Raw genomic sequence first — 14,094 nt, 5'->3', positions numbered from 1 at the left:
GTTCTCGACAGATTGACGTGCAGTCACTTCTACCTCAATTTGGTTGCGTTTTGATACCATTTGAAGACTATGTCAATACAGTTTCAAAACGCAACCAATGAGGAACCCGATGCCTGATCGCACGCAATGGACGGACCCGCACTGCCCGACGGCCCGAGCGGCCGACATCATCGGCGACAGATGGTCGCTGTTGATCGTGCGAGACGCCTTCGACGGGTCGTCGAGGTTCAGTCAGTTTCAGCGAAACCTGGGCATCGCAAAGAATATCTTGACGGACAGGCTGAAAACCCTTGTCGAGCAAGGAATTTTCGAAGTCCGACCGAACGAACAAGGGACCCGCAACGAGTACATCCTGACCGGACGCGGTATGGATCTGTTCATCGTGATCACGAGCCTGCGGCAATGGGGAGAGCGCCACGCCTTCGATGACGGTGAGCCACACTCGATCTTGATCGACGACACCACGGGCGATCCGGTGCCCAGGCTTCGACTGATCAACGCACGGAATATCGACCTGGACCCGGCAAGTACACATGTGGAGAAGGTCGAGGAAGGCTGACCCGCAACTCGCCAGATCGGTAGATGGGCGCACAGGATTCGAAGTTCGCGCATACTCCGATCATGACTGTCGATCTCGAGTTTTCCTGGCCGCAGTTTCTCTGGATTGCATTCATCTTCGTCGGCGTACCCACAACTATCGGCGCAAGCATCATCTGGACAATCTGGCGTTCGGAACGAACTGGCGTGGAGCACTCCACGACCGCCCTCGACGCCGGGCGCACGGGATCGGGCCCACTCGGACTGTGGCGCACCGGTCTGTTGGCCTTTGCGCTGGGCTTTCTGTCTTGTGTGGGCTGGCTCAGCTGGTCAGCCGACTACAAAGGCGGATTCCGCGGCCCCGGCCTGCCTGCCCCGACGCAGTTTCCTCCCTGGCAGGTGTTTGCCTGCGGATTAACGGTGATCCTCGCGTGTTTCGTTTCCGCGCATCGGTCGCGATGGATGAAGGCAGGCGGCCTGACTGCAGCTGCCGGCACGGCTGCGGGATTCACCACAGCATTCAGTATCGACGCCAGTACTGATGTCACCGGACAGGCAGGCGTGGGCGTCGCACTGTCCACGATCGGATGGGGCCTCACCCTTACCGCACTGATGCTTCTGCGCGGCAAGTGGTCGCGACGAGGATGAATCATTGCCGGATCATCCATCCTCCGAGTAAAGAATTCGATAAGCGGACCTAACACGTTTTGAAATTCATTAAGAAGAAAATCGATTCCAGATACAGGATCGCCTGATTGCCGAACCTCCACGAGATCCTCGAAAAATATGAGACAGAAGCCTTATCGCTTCCGTGCCAACCCTTTGACGCATGCGGATCATAATATTCTTCGAACATCACGCGGAAGTGCACACAAGTCTGTGACTCACGGCATTATCCGATTTATCACGGGAAATCGTGATAAATCATCACCGTCACTGAACTGCAACAACGCCTTAAGTTACAGATTCAACTAGTTCCAAACCATAGGGTTTCTTCCTTTTTCTCGGCGTCTCGATTCCGTAATGCTTGACATCGAATTGTCTTTCGTTCTCAATGAGCGATGTCAACTGACGATGATGCATCTCAGTGCATCAACGCAGTAATTCCGCTATCGAATCCAGTGAAGGGACCAGCCGCGAAATGACGGTTGCCGAGAGCTTGAAAGATAGGAATCTGTACTCCAACCTCAGGCGTGCTGCTGATTTGAGCAACCCATTCTGGGATCGCGCAGTCAGTGAGGGTCTGGCCGATATCACCGCCGATCGCGTCGCAGGTTTCGAACACCGGACGATCCAAGGATACGAATTCGAGAACTTCTCCACGTACTCGTATCTGGGGCTCGACACCGACGACCGAATTCGTTCGGGTGCGATCGCCGCTCTCGAGCGCGAACGAACGTTGAACAGTTCCATCTCGCGGATGAGAGTCCACTCCAGCCTTCTCGACGACACAGAGGCCGCGTTGAGCGAACTGCTTGACGCACATGTGCTCACCCTCGGATCCGCCGCAAACGCTGCGTGGAGTTTGCTCCCCCTCGTCGCGTCCGGGTTGCTCACCGGCGGTGAACCTCCCCTCATGGTGTTCGACAAGAACGCACACTTCTGCCTCAATGCCATGAAGGCGAGCGTCGCCGACGAAACGACGATCGTGACCATTCGGCACGACGACGTCGATGAACTCGAAAGTCTTTGCCGAACAAATTCTCAGGTGGCATACGTGGCGGACACCGTCTACAGCACAGGCGGGAAGGCGCCGCTGAACGAACTGTTTGCATTACAGGCCAAATACGGACTGATTCTCGTTCTCGACGAGGCGCACAGCACCTCGGTCATCGGACACAACGGGCGTGGCGCGGTCCTGGATCTCATCGGCAGCCTCAATGATCGAACATTCTTGCTGACATCACTGAACAAGGGATTCGGTGCTTCCGGCGGCGCGATCGCACTCGGTCGGAACGGGGGCAGCCGAAATCGTGATCTCGCACTTCGCTACGGCGGCCCGTTGACGTGGTCGCAGCGTGTGAACGTAGCCGGGCTGGGTGCTATTGCGGCGTCCGTGGAGCTCCACCGCAGCGGAGAGGTCGACAAGCGGCAGCGGCAACTCCGCACGGTTGTCGAACTGTTCGATTCGCTCGTCGACACGCCGGCATCGGGCGATGGACTCCCGATCCGCTTCGTCACGCTCCACGAGGAAGAACAAACCATCACCGCAGCACAGAAACTGCTGGCTAGCGGTTTCTACACATCGGCGGTCTTCTTCCCTGTCATCGGCCGGGGCAAAGCCGGGCTGAGACTGATGCTTCGGGCGGACCTTCCACATGCAACGATCGAGCGCTTCGCCGACGTCCTACGAAGAGTCACGGAATGAGCGACGACCGCACTGTCGCAGTGACACCTCTGGCTTGTGCCGTCGTGTTGACAGCACAAATGGCCACGACCATCTACCTCCCTTCACTGCCGAAGATCGCGACGGATCTGGGCATCGAAGATTCCGTGGTGAAGTGGTCTGTGACACTCTTCGTGATCAGTGCCGCACTTCCGGTGGTCGTGTGGGGGCGGTTGGCAGATCGACTCGGACGCAGGACGGCACTGTTGTCCAGCTTAATACTGTTCGTGATTGCCTGCGTTGCATTGGCTTTGGTCCAGAGCGCCGCCGTACTACTGATCGGCCGGATCGTTCAAGGCATCGGAGCAGGGGGTGCGGCCATCATCGTGCGAATGATGGTGAAGGACAAGTTCACCGGTTCGGAGTTGGCTAGTCGATTGTCGCTGTTGTCGATGGCATTTGTGGTGGCACTGGGCGGTGGCCAACTGATCGGCGGCGCTCTCGCGTCGTTCACCTCGTGGCGAACCGGCTTCGGCGTGCTCGGAGTATTCGGAGCAGCACTCGCTGCGGTGGCACTGAGGACCGAGAACACCACAGTCCGCGACAACAACGAACGCGTTGTTCGGTGGAATGCCATAGTCCTGACACCGCAGTTCTACAAACCAGCCATTGCGGGGGGCCTGGGTTTCGGCGCGATAGTCCTTGTGCAGCAATCGAGCCCCTTCCTGTTCAGCGATCGATTCGACTTGCAACCGTGGGCATTCGGAGCCTTCGGAATCCTCTACGGAACCGCCTACTTCAGCGGCGCGCTTTACGTCAATCGAAGGGCCACAACCGTCGGTTCAGAGAAGTTAATGCGTCGAGGTGCGCTGTGCATGCTGCTTGCCGGCCTCGTCCTCATGCTCTGCTGGTATGCCCCACTCGGTTCCACGCCGTTGCTCGCGGTCTTCCTGCTCGGATACATCGCACTGACATTTGGGCAATCACTTCTCTTCCCGAACTCGGCAGCATCAGCAGTGACGCATTTTGCTGAAGGCGGAGCCATCGCCGTCGCGTACTGCGGACTCGTACAGCAGGGGATTGCCGGCATCGCCTCTGTAGTCGGACCTCTCGCATCCGATGAACACGTGTGGTCGGCAATCGTCGCACTGATCACTGCAGCAGCGACTGCGCTCGTATTCTCCCTCCGCACAGCTTCCTCCGAACCGACAGTAGGTACGTCCCATGCCCGTCATTGAACGCACCGCACAACTCGACCCCGGTACCCGCGAGCAGAACTTACTGGCATACAAGGAAATTCGCGAGCGAGTTGCGGACGCGCAACACTTGTCCGTTCACGGGGCACCCGAGCGGTCGGTCGCCAAGCACCGGGCTCGCGGCAAATTGCCCGCTCGCGAACGCATCGATGCTCTTCTCGACGTGCAGTCCCCGTTCTTCGAGATCGGACAACTTGCCGGATTCGAGGTGTACGACGAGCAACTCCCGTCGGCTGGTCTGGTCACGGGCGTAGGGCTCATCCGCGGCTCACTCTGCGCCATCTTCGCGAACGACGCCACCGTCAAGGGCGGCACCTACTACCCGCTGACCGTCAAGAAGCAACTGCGATTGCAATCCGTCGCTCGTCGGCTGAGGCTGCCGTGTGTCTATCTCGTCGATTCCGGAGGTGTTTTCCTTCCGATGCAGGACGAGATCTTCCCCGACGAGCACCATTTCGGCGAGATGTTCAAGAACATCGCCGAAATGTCGGCGGACGGCATCGTTCAGATCGCAGCGGTCATGGGTTCCTGCACGGCTGGAGGTGCATACATCCCAGCGATGTGCGACGAGACCGTCATCGTCCGCGGTACCGGCACCGTTTATCTGGGCGGCCCTCAGTTGGTCAAGGCTGCAACCGGTGTCGACGTCGAACCGCAAGAGCTCGGCGGCGCCGACGTGCACGGGGTGATCAGCGGCGTCGTCGATCACATCGCCAACGACGACATCGAGGCTCTGAGCATGATCGCCGACATCGTCGCCCGCGGTGATCGACGGGAGGTACGGGCGCCGTCACGATCTCCGCGACCACCTCTTCACTCCCCCGAATCGCTCGACACGGTGATCCCGGCTTCCTCGAAAACCCCGATCGTCGCGCGCGACGTTCTGGCCCACCTGCTCGATGCCAGCGAATTAGTCGAGTACCGAGCGAATTACGGCCGAACCATCGTCTGCGGGACCGGCCACATCGAGGGGTACACCGTCGGGGTCATCATGAACGACGGTGTGCTCTTTTCGGAGGACTCCCTCAAGGCCGCGAACTTCGTCGAACTGTGCTCACAACGAGACATCCCATTGTTGTTCCTGCACAACGTCAACGGATTCATGGTCGGGAAGCAGTACGAAGCGGAAGGTATCGCCAAACACGGAGCGAAACTGGTCAATGCCGTTGCTTGCGCCAGGGTTCCCAAGCTCAGCATCGTCATCGGCGGAAGCTACGGGGCGGGAAACCTCGCGATGTGCGGACGCTCGATAGGTCCTGACTTCATGGCCGTGTGGCCGAACGCGAAGACCACCGTGGTCGGTTCCGAGCAAGCAGCGTCGGTGATGGCATTGATGAAGATCGAATCTGCGCGCACACGCGGAACTCCGCTCACGGAAGAGGAAATCGAGGAAATCAAACGGCCGATACGCGAAGGTTACGACCGGCAGGGCGAGTCGGTGTACGTCGCATCCAGGCTATGGGTGGACGCGATCGTCGACCCGGTCGACACGCGATCCTGGGTTTCACTCGCGCTGTCCATGCTTCCCCGCAATCACGGAACTACGCGCTTCGGCGTCTTCAGGATGTGAGAACATGACTCGACTTCTCATCGCCAATCGGGGCGAAATCGTCACGCGCATCGCGCGCACGGCCCGTCGTCTCGGCATGTCGGTAGTGACGATCTCCTCCCCCGTCGATTCACACGCACAGTGGCATCGCCTCGCCGATCACACCGTGCTTCTGGACGGAGACATCCCCTCGGAGTCCTACACCAATTCGGATCAAATCATTGCGGCCGCGCTGGCCGCGGATTGCGACGCCGTGCACCCGGGTTACGGATTTCTCTCCGAAGACTCCGATTTCGCTGAAGCCGTCGTCGCTGCAGGTCTGACATTCGTCGGTCCTGCCGCTGAATCCATCGCTCTACTCGGAGACCAGGCAAGAGCGAAGAAGGCCGCCGCTGACGCCGGCATCCCGACTCTCACCGCGTGGGGCGAGGCAAGCGCCGATCCCGATACCGTCCTCGGTCACGTTCGATCTCTCGACGTGCCGGTGCTGCTGAAACCGGTGTTCGGGGGCGGCGGCAAGGGGATGGTTCGACTACATCCGGGTGATGACGCACGAGAGGTCATCACCTCTGCAATCGGTTTGAACGAAAGGAACTTCGGCCGCGGCGACCTGATGATCGAAACGCTGGTGGAGCGTCCGCGTCACATCGAAGTTCAGGTCCTCTTCGATTCCTTCGGTACAGGAGTTCACTTCTTCACCCGTGAATGCTCCCTACAGCGTCGGAACCAGAAGATCATCGAGCAGGCACCGGCAAGTTCTGTCCCCGAATCGGTCCTGGGAGCCATGCAGCACGACGCTCTGCGACTACTCGGAGGCGTCGGCTACGTGAATGCGGCAACCGTCGAATTTCTGGTTGACGCCGAAAACCGCTACTACTTCCTCGAAGTCAACACGCGCCTGCAAGTCGAACACACGGTCACCGAGGAAGTGACCGGCGTCGATCTCGTCGAACTGCAACTCGACATCGCCCTCGGCGCCCGTTTGCCGTTACAGCAGCGCGATATCGCGCTGCGGGGTTTCGCGGTGCAAGCCAGAATCTACGCCGAGGATCCGTCGAACGGATTTCGGCCCGCACCTTCACATTCTGTGGACGTAGCCTGGCCGTCGACGGTTCGCATCGACAGTGCTTTCGAGGGTGCCGGCAGCATTCCGCCGTTCTACGATCCGATGATCGCAAAGGTCATAGCAAGCGGTCCGACGCGGTCAACCGCACTGGAATCACTGGACCGAGCTTTGGCCGACTCCAGTTACTTCGGTGGAACCTCGAATATCGGTTTCCTCCGACTTCTCTTGGCGACACCGGCTGTGCGCGCGGATGACATTCACACTTCCTTCGTCGACGAGCACCTCCCTCGGTTGATCCCGGATTCTGCAGAGCTCCAGGCCACCGCCGCTGCTGTTGCGATGGTGTGGACTTCCGTCGAGGAACAATCGCCGGTCACCGGGTCGTCATGGACCGGCCCCCACGGACTACATCGAGAGACATTGCGCAAGGTGGGATCCGACCCGATCGGACGCGAACTCATTGCCGACGGCCGCGTCGTGCCGACCACGGTCATCTCACAACGAAGCAACCACTGGATTGTCGCCGCCGACGGCCGGAACATTTCGGTGGTCGTCAGGGGCGGAACCGACGAAGTGACACTCAGCCTGGTCGCCGATGGTTTGACAACCACCGCTGGACGCCTCGGAGTCGGCACCGGTACATGGGTGTGCGTTGGTGGCTGGACCGTGAAGGTAATCGAGAAAGTCTATACAGCAAAGGATTCCGATCTCAGTGACGGAGAGATCACATCGAAGATGCCGGGAACCGTGCTGGCAGTGCTGCAGACTGGAACGCGGGTGTCGGAAGGTGATGTCGTCGCGGTCGTAGAAGCAATGAAGATGGAGACTGCCCTTCGTGCTTCCTCACCCGGAATCGTCTCGGCGGTGACAGTAACGGTGGGAGATGTCATCGATGCCGGACAAGTGCTGGCAGCCGTGGCGCCATGAGTAAAGATTGCCACGATCTTATCTCTTTCTTGACTGAAGCAATTGTTACACAATATCTTTCATGTCAGAAGCAGGGGGAATCGAGCGTCGCGCAGTCATTGTTTCCGCAACCGAACTCCGCGAACTCATTCGTTCCGATCGGACGCTCGTCGTCGTCAACGTGGTACGAGACAACAGCGAGGGCGGAGCCGGAATCATTACTGCGCCGCAGTCCATCACATTGTCGATCAACAACTTTCAAAGCAGTGGCGGCGGGACTGAAGGGAATCGACCGCTGCCAGATCTCGACGCATTCGGAAGAACACTGAACGATCTGAAAGTACCCGCCGATGCTCACATCGTGGTCTACAGTTCGGACAGCCCCCTGCTTGCGGCCCGCGCGTGGTTCACGCTTCGCTGGGCGGGACGTTCAGTGCGGTACTTGGACGGCGGATCGTCCGCATGGGCTTCATCCCGAAAACCCATATCGACAAACGATTCGATGCCCGTACCACCTTCCACCGCTAGCACGACACTCGCCGACGCAGAAGGCGCCCTGCGCGCGGCATCGGCCGGCAGATTGCTCGACGCCCGAGGATCGAGCAGTTTCCGCGCCGGCCACATCCCCGGATCTATCTCAGCGCCGGCAACTGACCTACTCGACGACAACGGCTTCCTACTTCCCGACCGCGAGTTACGAGAATACTTCCACCAGTTCGGAATAGAGCGTGGTGGCACCGTCGTGTCCTATTGCGTCGGCGGAGTTGCCGCGTCGCACAACGCACTGGCGCTTGCAGCGGTCGGCATCAGATCCGCGGTCTACGTCGCGTCGTGGTCGGGGTGGAGCGCCGACCCCGAACGACCCGTCTCCACTGACATCCATCACACACCAAGGAATCCGGACCAGCGATGACACGACAGATGATCCTCGGCGCCTACATGGTGTTTCCGAGTATGCACAGTGCCGGAATGTGGCGACATTCGTACTCGGAGAATGCCTTCGAGGACAGAGCGCTCTACGAGCGATACGCGCAAGCCGCGGAACGAGCGAAATTCGACCTGGTACTGATACCTGAGCGTGTGCACTACGTCGACGGCCACACCAAATACGGTCTGCTGACCGGCTTTCAACATGATCCGACGCAGTTGGCTGCAGTGGTGGCCGGCGTAACAAATCGTATCGGTCTCGGCGTAACCCTTTCGGCAAGCTTCAACAGCCCGTACAACCTGGCGCGAACTCTGGGCAGCCTCGACATACTCAGCGGTGGGCGCGCGGCCTGGAACATCGTGATGACGGCGCCCGGTCCGGCAAACGACAACTTTCCCGAAGTCGATCGGCTTCCGAGAGAAGAACTGTACGAGCGCGGCGACGAGGTTCTCGAAGCGACCACCGCACTCTGGTCATCGTGGGACGGCGACGCCGTGTTGGCCGATCGCGACAGCGGAATCTACGCAGACACAAGCAAGATTCACGCGGCCGACTACAAGGGCAAATACTTGTCGGTGCAGGGTCCACTCACCTTGCCACAATCACCTCAGGGCCGCCCGGTCTTCATCCAGGCAGGTGAATCGGCGCGAGGGCGCGAGTTCGGTGGGCGGTGGGCAGATCTGGTCTTTGCGATCGACCCGTTGGAGGAAGATCTTCGAGCGAAGCGCCAGGCAATTCGCGGCTACGCGGAAGAGGCTGGACGCGACCCTGATTCGGTGCGCCTCGTCGCCGCCGTGCAACCGATAGTCGGCGAGACGACGAGCATCGCGAAGGAACGGCAGGAGTATCTGCGATCCCTGATCCATCCGGATGCAGCAATCGAGTGGGTCTCCCACTCCGCCGGACTCGATCTGTCGCAGTTCGATCCGACAACTCCGATCAACGACGTCGTCGATCAGGGAAAAGGTCCGTCGCGTCGTCTGGCGCGGCTGATCGACGCCCAGGATCTCACTATCGCCGAAGCCGCACAGTTGTTCGCGCGTAACGATCTCACTCCCGAGATTGTCGGCTCGCCGCAAGAGATAGCGGACGAGTTGACCCATCTCTTCGAATCGGGAGCAGCTGACGGTTTCATCCTGACGGCTACCCACTTCCCCAGGGGGCTCGACGACTTCGCCAGTTCCGTTGTGCCACTTCTGCAAGATCGGGGCGTGTTCCGGCGCGAATACACCGGAACGACCTTGCGGTCCAACATCTTCGATTCCACTCGCACTTCCACACGATGAACGGAACTCAGTCCATGACGACGTCGCGGCTTTCATCCACACCGATCCGAGTCGCCATCCTGGCGTCGACGCTTGCAGTTGCGGCTGGTTGCAGCACTGCAACACCAACTGCCAGCGCGGACTCCGAGCCCGCGTCCGGGGGCGATCTGACCTTTGCCATCAATACGTTTCCACCGTGCATCGACAAGACCCTGAACGGTCAAACCGCCACGGCGTTCCATCCCCTCTACGACAAACTCGTCGACCAGAATCTCGACACCGGGGAGATCGTTCCTTGGTTGGCGACGTCCTGGGAGGTCCAGAACGACGGTCGACGATTCGTCTTCACTCTCCAGGACGGAGTTACCTTCAGCAACGGCGAACGTCTGGATGCACAGGTCGTGGCAGATAACTTCGAGAGCCAGAAAAGACTGGGAGACAGCGGTTTCGCAACCACTGCGAAATCTCATCTCGCGACCTTCATCGGGGCCGAGGTACTCGACCCCTCGACCGTCGCACTCGATTTCTCGGAACCATCGGCAGGATTCCTTCAAGCCGCCCGCTCCGACACGCTCGCCATCATCGCACCGGAATCCTTGAAGAAGACGCCCGAAGAACGCTGCGCCCAGGGCGTTATCGCTTCAGGTCCGTTCGTACAGAAAGAACTGGAGACCAACGCGAAGGTCGTACTCGCCCGTCGGGACGGGTACCACTGGGGATCCTCACTCAACAAGAACAAGGGAGAGGCATATCTGGATTCGATCACCTTTTTGGTGGTCCCCGAATCCTCGGTGCGAATCGGCGGTTTGACGTCAGGACAACTGGACGCCGCGATCGACATTCCGAGCACAGACGTCGACCGCGCACAAAGCGCCGGACTCACTGTCATCCCGTCCATTGCTGCCGGCATCAACGACTCGCTCTTGCTCAACCCCACGTTCGCGCCGGTACTTGCGGACCTGAACGTGCGGCGCGCCTTGGTGAAGGGCATCGATACCCAACAGATCATCGATACCACCTACACACCGAGTGACGAGAAAGCACGCAGCATCCTGTCTGTGAAAGCGCCCGGCTACACCGATCTCTCGTCCGAGTACACCTATGATCCGTCGGGTGCGAAGTCACTGCTGGACACCAGTGGATGGACAGTCGACGGTGACGGATTCCGAACCAAGGATGGTGAGAAACTGACCGTGGAATTGGCCTACCGCAACCACCTCCCACAATCGCAGTTCGAACTGATCCAATCTCAGCTGCGCGACATCGGAGTCACGGTGAACTTGCAACCTCGCTCGACTGCCGAGGACAACGCCGCGAGAACCGACGGCACGTGGGAATCGATCTACTTCCAGAGCTTGCGCGCCGACGGTGACGTACTGCTGGTGTTCAGTCCCACTCTCGGCTCGACCAAAGGCATCGCCTCGACTCCCGAGCTGAATGCGTTGCTGGTCAAACAATCTCAGACCGTTGACATCGATGCGAGAAACGAAGTGTTGAAGGAGATTCAGGAGCTGATTGCCGATCAGGCACTGGCGATCCCGTTGCACGCCTCTTCGTTGATCTACGCGACGACTCCCGCGGTTCACGACCTGCGCATCCAAGCCGATCTCTACTCGGTGGACTTCGTGGATGCGTGGAAGAGCTAGTTCACACTTCCTCAACTCGACAACCTGCTTCGACAAACCCTTTTCTCGGAAGGAACCCGATGTTCACCCGTCCTCGCACCGCGACGCTTCTGATCTCTGCCCTGGCCACAGTTGCCCTCCTTGGTACCGCTTGCGGAAGCCCAGATGAAGAATCGACCGAGCAACACTCCGGTGCAACAACATCCGGTATCAACTTGTCGGCCGAGCAGAACCGCATCAGTACCGACAAGGTTGATTCGATCGCAGCGAAGGTCCCTCAGGAGTTCCGCGACCGGGGCACGATCCGAATCACCGGCAACGCTGGAACCGCGCCGCCGTTGCGCTTCTATGCCGACGACGACAAGACGGTCATCGGTTCCGAGACCGACTTCGCGTATTTGATTGCAGAGGTGCTCGGGCTGAAAATCGACCTTCAGGTCGCGGATTGGGCGCAGAATTCAGTGCGGATCGATTCGGGAGATGCAGATGCGTTCATCTCCAACGTGACGGTCACCGAAGAGCGTAAAGAGAAGTACGACTTCGCGACGTACCGCCTCGACACTCTCGCATTCGAAGTCAGAAAGGACAAGAATCTCTCACTCGAGAAGCCGGAAGACATCGCCGGACTGAAGATCGGAGTCGGCGCTGCCACCAATCAGGAGGCATTGCTTGTGAAGTGGAACGAGGACAACGTCGCGGCCGGGCGTGCTCCCGCTGAAATCACCGTGTACCAGAAGACCACTGACTACTACCTGCCGCTGTCTTCCGGTCGAATCGATGCTTACTTCGGCCCCAACCCGTCATCGCAGTTTCACGCTGCACAGACTGGCGAGAACGAAGTGATCGGCCAGTTCTCCGGGGCCGGTGAGGCCGCGTTGGGCCAGATCGGTGTACTGGTCAAGAAAGACAACGGCTTGGTACAACCGATCAGCGAAGCGATAGATCATCTCATCGAAAACGGCACATACGAGCAAGTTCTCGAGCGATGGAAGATCACCAACGAGGCAGTCGACAAGTCGCTGGTCAATCCCCCTGGCCTCCCGAAGACGAACAAATAGGAGAACACCACTGGTGGAGTAAAGGCCGAGTCAGGCCGAAGGACCGGCGTCGACGTCGGTAGTTCCCAGCCGGGCGAACTGCGCCGGGTCACGTCGTTCGAGTCGGGAGCCGAGTAGCCAGCCGACAGCCAAGCTGACCGGTGTGACGGCAACGAGCACCACGTTCACTGCCGTGCCGGCGGCAGTGATCAGCTCCATCTGATCAACGATCAAATACGTTGCGTAGACCAACATCAGGAGAGCGGATGCGGGCGCGATCAAGACTCTCCACACCGAATGCCCACGGCGATCTTTCCAGAAGAAAGCGATGACAGCCGCGGCCGCCATGACCTGAAGCACGACGATGCCGACAATGCCTGGCGAGTTCACCCACAGCAGGAGTTCGAGGTACGGGTCTGCGCCGATGATCACGAACACGACGATCACCACCATCGCGAGGAAACTCTGGACTGCGCTGGCAACGTAGGGCGACTTGTAGACCGGATGTAGTTTGCCCAACGCTCGGGGCAGCACGCGTTCACGCGAGAGCGCAAAGACGTAGCGGGTGATCGCGTTGTGGAACGCGAGCAGACTGGCGAGAATGCTCGTGATGATCAACAGTTCCATCAAGGTGCTCGCCCAACCGCCGACGTACTGCTCGATCGCGTTGAAGTACATGCCGGCGGGGTCGGAAGCAGCAAGCGCGAGAGCCTGATCCGGGCCGTACGCCTGAATGATGATCCACACCATGAATGCGTAGAAGAGTCCGAGGAACGCGACGGCAATGTACGTTGCCCGCGGAACCGTCCGAGCGGGATCTTTAGCTTCCTCCCGATACAGGGCGGTGGCTTCGAATCCGATGAACGCAGCGAAGGCCAGAGTCAACACCCCGCCGAGGCCTGGACTGAAAACATTGGAAGGAGCAAAGGATTCGACATCGATTCCGACGGCTCCGCCTTGAAAGAGGACCGCTCCTGCGAGCAGAACCAGAATCCCTGTCTCCGCGGTCAGCAAAAGGATCAAAAATCGCGCCCCGAGGTGTACCGATCGAGATCCGAGGAACCACACCAATCCAACACCCAACAGCGACCACAATCCCCACGGCAGATCTACCCCGACCAGGTCCGCCATAGTGGTTTGGGCGAAATATCCTAGAGCCCCGAAGATTCCGATCTCGAGAGCGTTGTAGGACACCAACGCGAGTACTGCTGCGGCGAGCCCCCAGCGAGGCCCGAGTCCAACTGAAATGTAGGCGTAGAAGGCGCCTGCATTGTGGATGTACTTGCTCATCGCAGTGAAACCGATTGCGAACACTCCCAACGCGAGCCCCGCCAAGATGTATCCGCCCGGAGCCCCGATGCCTGCAATGTTCAAGGCCAGCGGCGCGACCCCTGCCATCACCAGCAATGGAGCCGCGGCGGCCACGACGAAGAAAACGATCCCGGCAGTGCCCAGGACGCCTCCTTGCAGCTGCACGGTGGGCAAGGTTTCAGATTTCTTCATGAGGCACTTCTCCAGTGAAGGAAGGGGGCATGACGAGGAGAAAACAGGAACGGGAATCACCGACCGGATTAATCGAATCAGTTTCGATTATGATAG

11 protein-coding genes are annotated in these 14,094 nt (G+C 59.3%); 10 read left to right on the top strand and 1 reads right to left on the bottom strand.

Translation table 11 applies throughout. The features are described 5' to 3' along the window. Nucleotides 1-109: 109 nt before the first annotated feature. The 10 genes from GJB56_RS28435 to GJB56_RS28390 all read left to right on the top strand — a co-directional run bounded on the left by GJB56_RS28435 (nt 110) and on the right by GJB56_RS28390 (nt 12,516). Nucleotides 110-559 (top strand): winged helix-turn-helix transcriptional regulator, encoded by a 450-nt coding sequence (locus tag GJB56_RS28435; RefSeq protein WP_046379802.1) that lies wholly within the window; start codon nt 110-112, stop codon nt 557-559. A 23-nt stretch (nt 560-582) separates the two neighbouring features. Continuing rightward, entirely contained in the window at nt 583-1,185 is a 603-nt protein-coding gene (locus tag GJB56_RS28430) for a hypothetical protein (RefSeq protein WP_113682254.1), read from the top strand. A 556-nt stretch (nt 1,186-1,741) separates the two neighbouring features. Further along, nucleotides 1,742-2,905 (top strand): aminotransferase class I/II-fold pyridoxal phosphate-dependent enzyme, encoded by a 1,164-nt coding sequence (locus GJB56_RS28425; protein ID WP_230091095.1) that lies wholly within the window; start codon nt 1,742-1,744, stop codon nt 2,903-2,905. After that, nucleotides 2,902-4,101 (top strand): MFS transporter, encoded by a 1,200-nt coding sequence (locus GJB56_RS28420; RefSeq protein WP_097387752.1) that lies wholly within the window; start codon nt 2,902-2,904, stop codon nt 4,099-4,101. The genes GJB56_RS28425 and GJB56_RS28420 overlap by 4 nt, the downstream gene beginning before the upstream one ends. Next, nucleotides 4,088-5,689, top strand: a complete 1,602-nt coding sequence (locus GJB56_RS28415; protein WP_020968690.1) for a carboxyl transferase domain-containing protein — start codon at nt 4,088-4,090, stop codon at nt 5,687-5,689. Before GJB56_RS28420 ends, GJB56_RS28415 begins: the two co-directional genes overlap by 14 nt. A 4-nt stretch (nt 5,690-5,693) precedes the next feature. Beyond that, a complete protein-coding gene (locus GJB56_RS28410; protein ID WP_113682253.1) occupies nt 5,694-7,661 on the top strand; it encodes an acetyl/propionyl/methylcrotonyl-CoA carboxylase subunit alpha in 1,968 nt (655 codons plus the stop codon). A gap of 61 nt (nt 7,662-7,722) precedes the next feature. Beyond that, the gene (locus tag GJB56_RS28405; RefSeq protein ID WP_046378076.1) at nt 7,723-8,553 is read left to right on the top strand and encodes a sulfurtransferase; all 831 of its coding nucleotides are present in this window, start codon (nt 7,723-7,725) and stop codon (nt 8,551-8,553) included. After that, nucleotides 8,550-9,854, top strand: a complete 1,305-nt coding sequence (locus GJB56_RS28400; protein ID WP_046378075.1) for an NtaA/DmoA family FMN-dependent monooxygenase — start codon at nt 8,550-8,552, stop codon at nt 9,852-9,854. The genes GJB56_RS28405 and GJB56_RS28400 overlap by 4 nt, the downstream gene beginning before the upstream one ends. A gap of 14 nt (nt 9,855-9,868) precedes the next feature. Further along, a complete protein-coding gene (locus tag GJB56_RS28395; RefSeq protein WP_162793405.1) occupies nt 9,869-11,479 on the top strand; it encodes an ABC transporter substrate-binding protein in 1,611 nt (536 codons plus the stop codon). A gap of 59 nt (nt 11,480-11,538) precedes the next feature. Beyond that, nucleotides 11,539-12,516, top strand: a complete 978-nt coding sequence (locus GJB56_RS28390) for an ABC transporter substrate-binding protein (RefSeq protein ID WP_020968685.1) — start codon at nt 11,539-11,541, stop codon at nt 12,514-12,516. Nucleotides 12,517-12,546: 30 nt separating this feature from the next. On the opposite strand, the gene GJB56_RS28385 is transcribed toward GJB56_RS28390, so the two are convergent. Further along, nucleotides 12,547-13,998 (bottom strand): APC family permease, encoded by a 1,452-nt coding sequence (locus GJB56_RS28385; RefSeq protein WP_113682251.1) that lies wholly within the window; start codon nt 13,996-13,998, stop codon nt 12,547-12,549. Nucleotides 13,999-14,094: the final 96 nt, after the last annotated feature.

This window comes from Rhodococcus sp. AQ5-07 (assembly GCF_009707305.1).
Taxonomy (GTDB): Bacteria; Actinomycetota; Actinomycetes; order Mycobacteriales; family Mycobacteriaceae; genus Rhodococcus_F; species Rhodococcus_F erythropolis.
The sequence above is the reverse complement of the archived record's forward strand: the minus strand, read 5'-3'. Positions and strand labels throughout refer to the sequence as shown.

Coding starts and splice junctions, on each gene's coding strand:
- GJB56_RS28385 (WP_113682251.1), bottom strand. CDS start 13,998: ATGAAGAAATCTGAAACCTTGCCCACCGTGCAGCTGCAAGGAGGCGTC.
- GJB56_RS28420 (WP_097387752.1), top strand. CDS start 2,902: ATGAGCGACGACCGCACTGTCGCAGTGACACCTCTGGCTTGTGCCGTC.
- GJB56_RS28390 (WP_020968685.1), top strand. CDS start 11,539: ATGTTCACCCGTCCTCGCACCGCGACGCTTCTGATCTCTGCCCTGGCC.
- GJB56_RS28435 (WP_046379802.1), top strand. CDS start 110: ATGCCTGATCGCACGCAATGGACGGACCCGCACTGCCCGACGGCCCGA.
- GJB56_RS28405 (WP_046378076.1), top strand. CDS start 7,723: ATGTCAGAAGCAGGGGGAATCGAGCGTCGCGCAGTCATTGTTTCCGCA.
- GJB56_RS28430 (WP_113682254.1), top strand. CDS start 583: ATGGGCGCACAGGATTCGAAGTTCGCGCATACTCCGATCATGACTGTC.
- GJB56_RS28415 (WP_020968690.1), top strand. CDS start 4,088: ATGCCCGTCATTGAACGCACCGCACAACTCGACCCCGGTACCCGCGAG.
- GJB56_RS28395 (WP_162793405.1), top strand. CDS start 9,869: ATGACGACGTCGCGGCTTTCATCCACACCGATCCGAGTCGCCATCCTG.
- GJB56_RS28410 (WP_113682253.1), top strand. CDS start 5,694: ATGACTCGACTTCTCATCGCCAATCGGGGCGAAATCGTCACGCGCATC.
- GJB56_RS28400 (WP_046378075.1), top strand. CDS start 8,550: ATGACACGACAGATGATCCTCGGCGCCTACATGGTGTTTCCGAGTATG.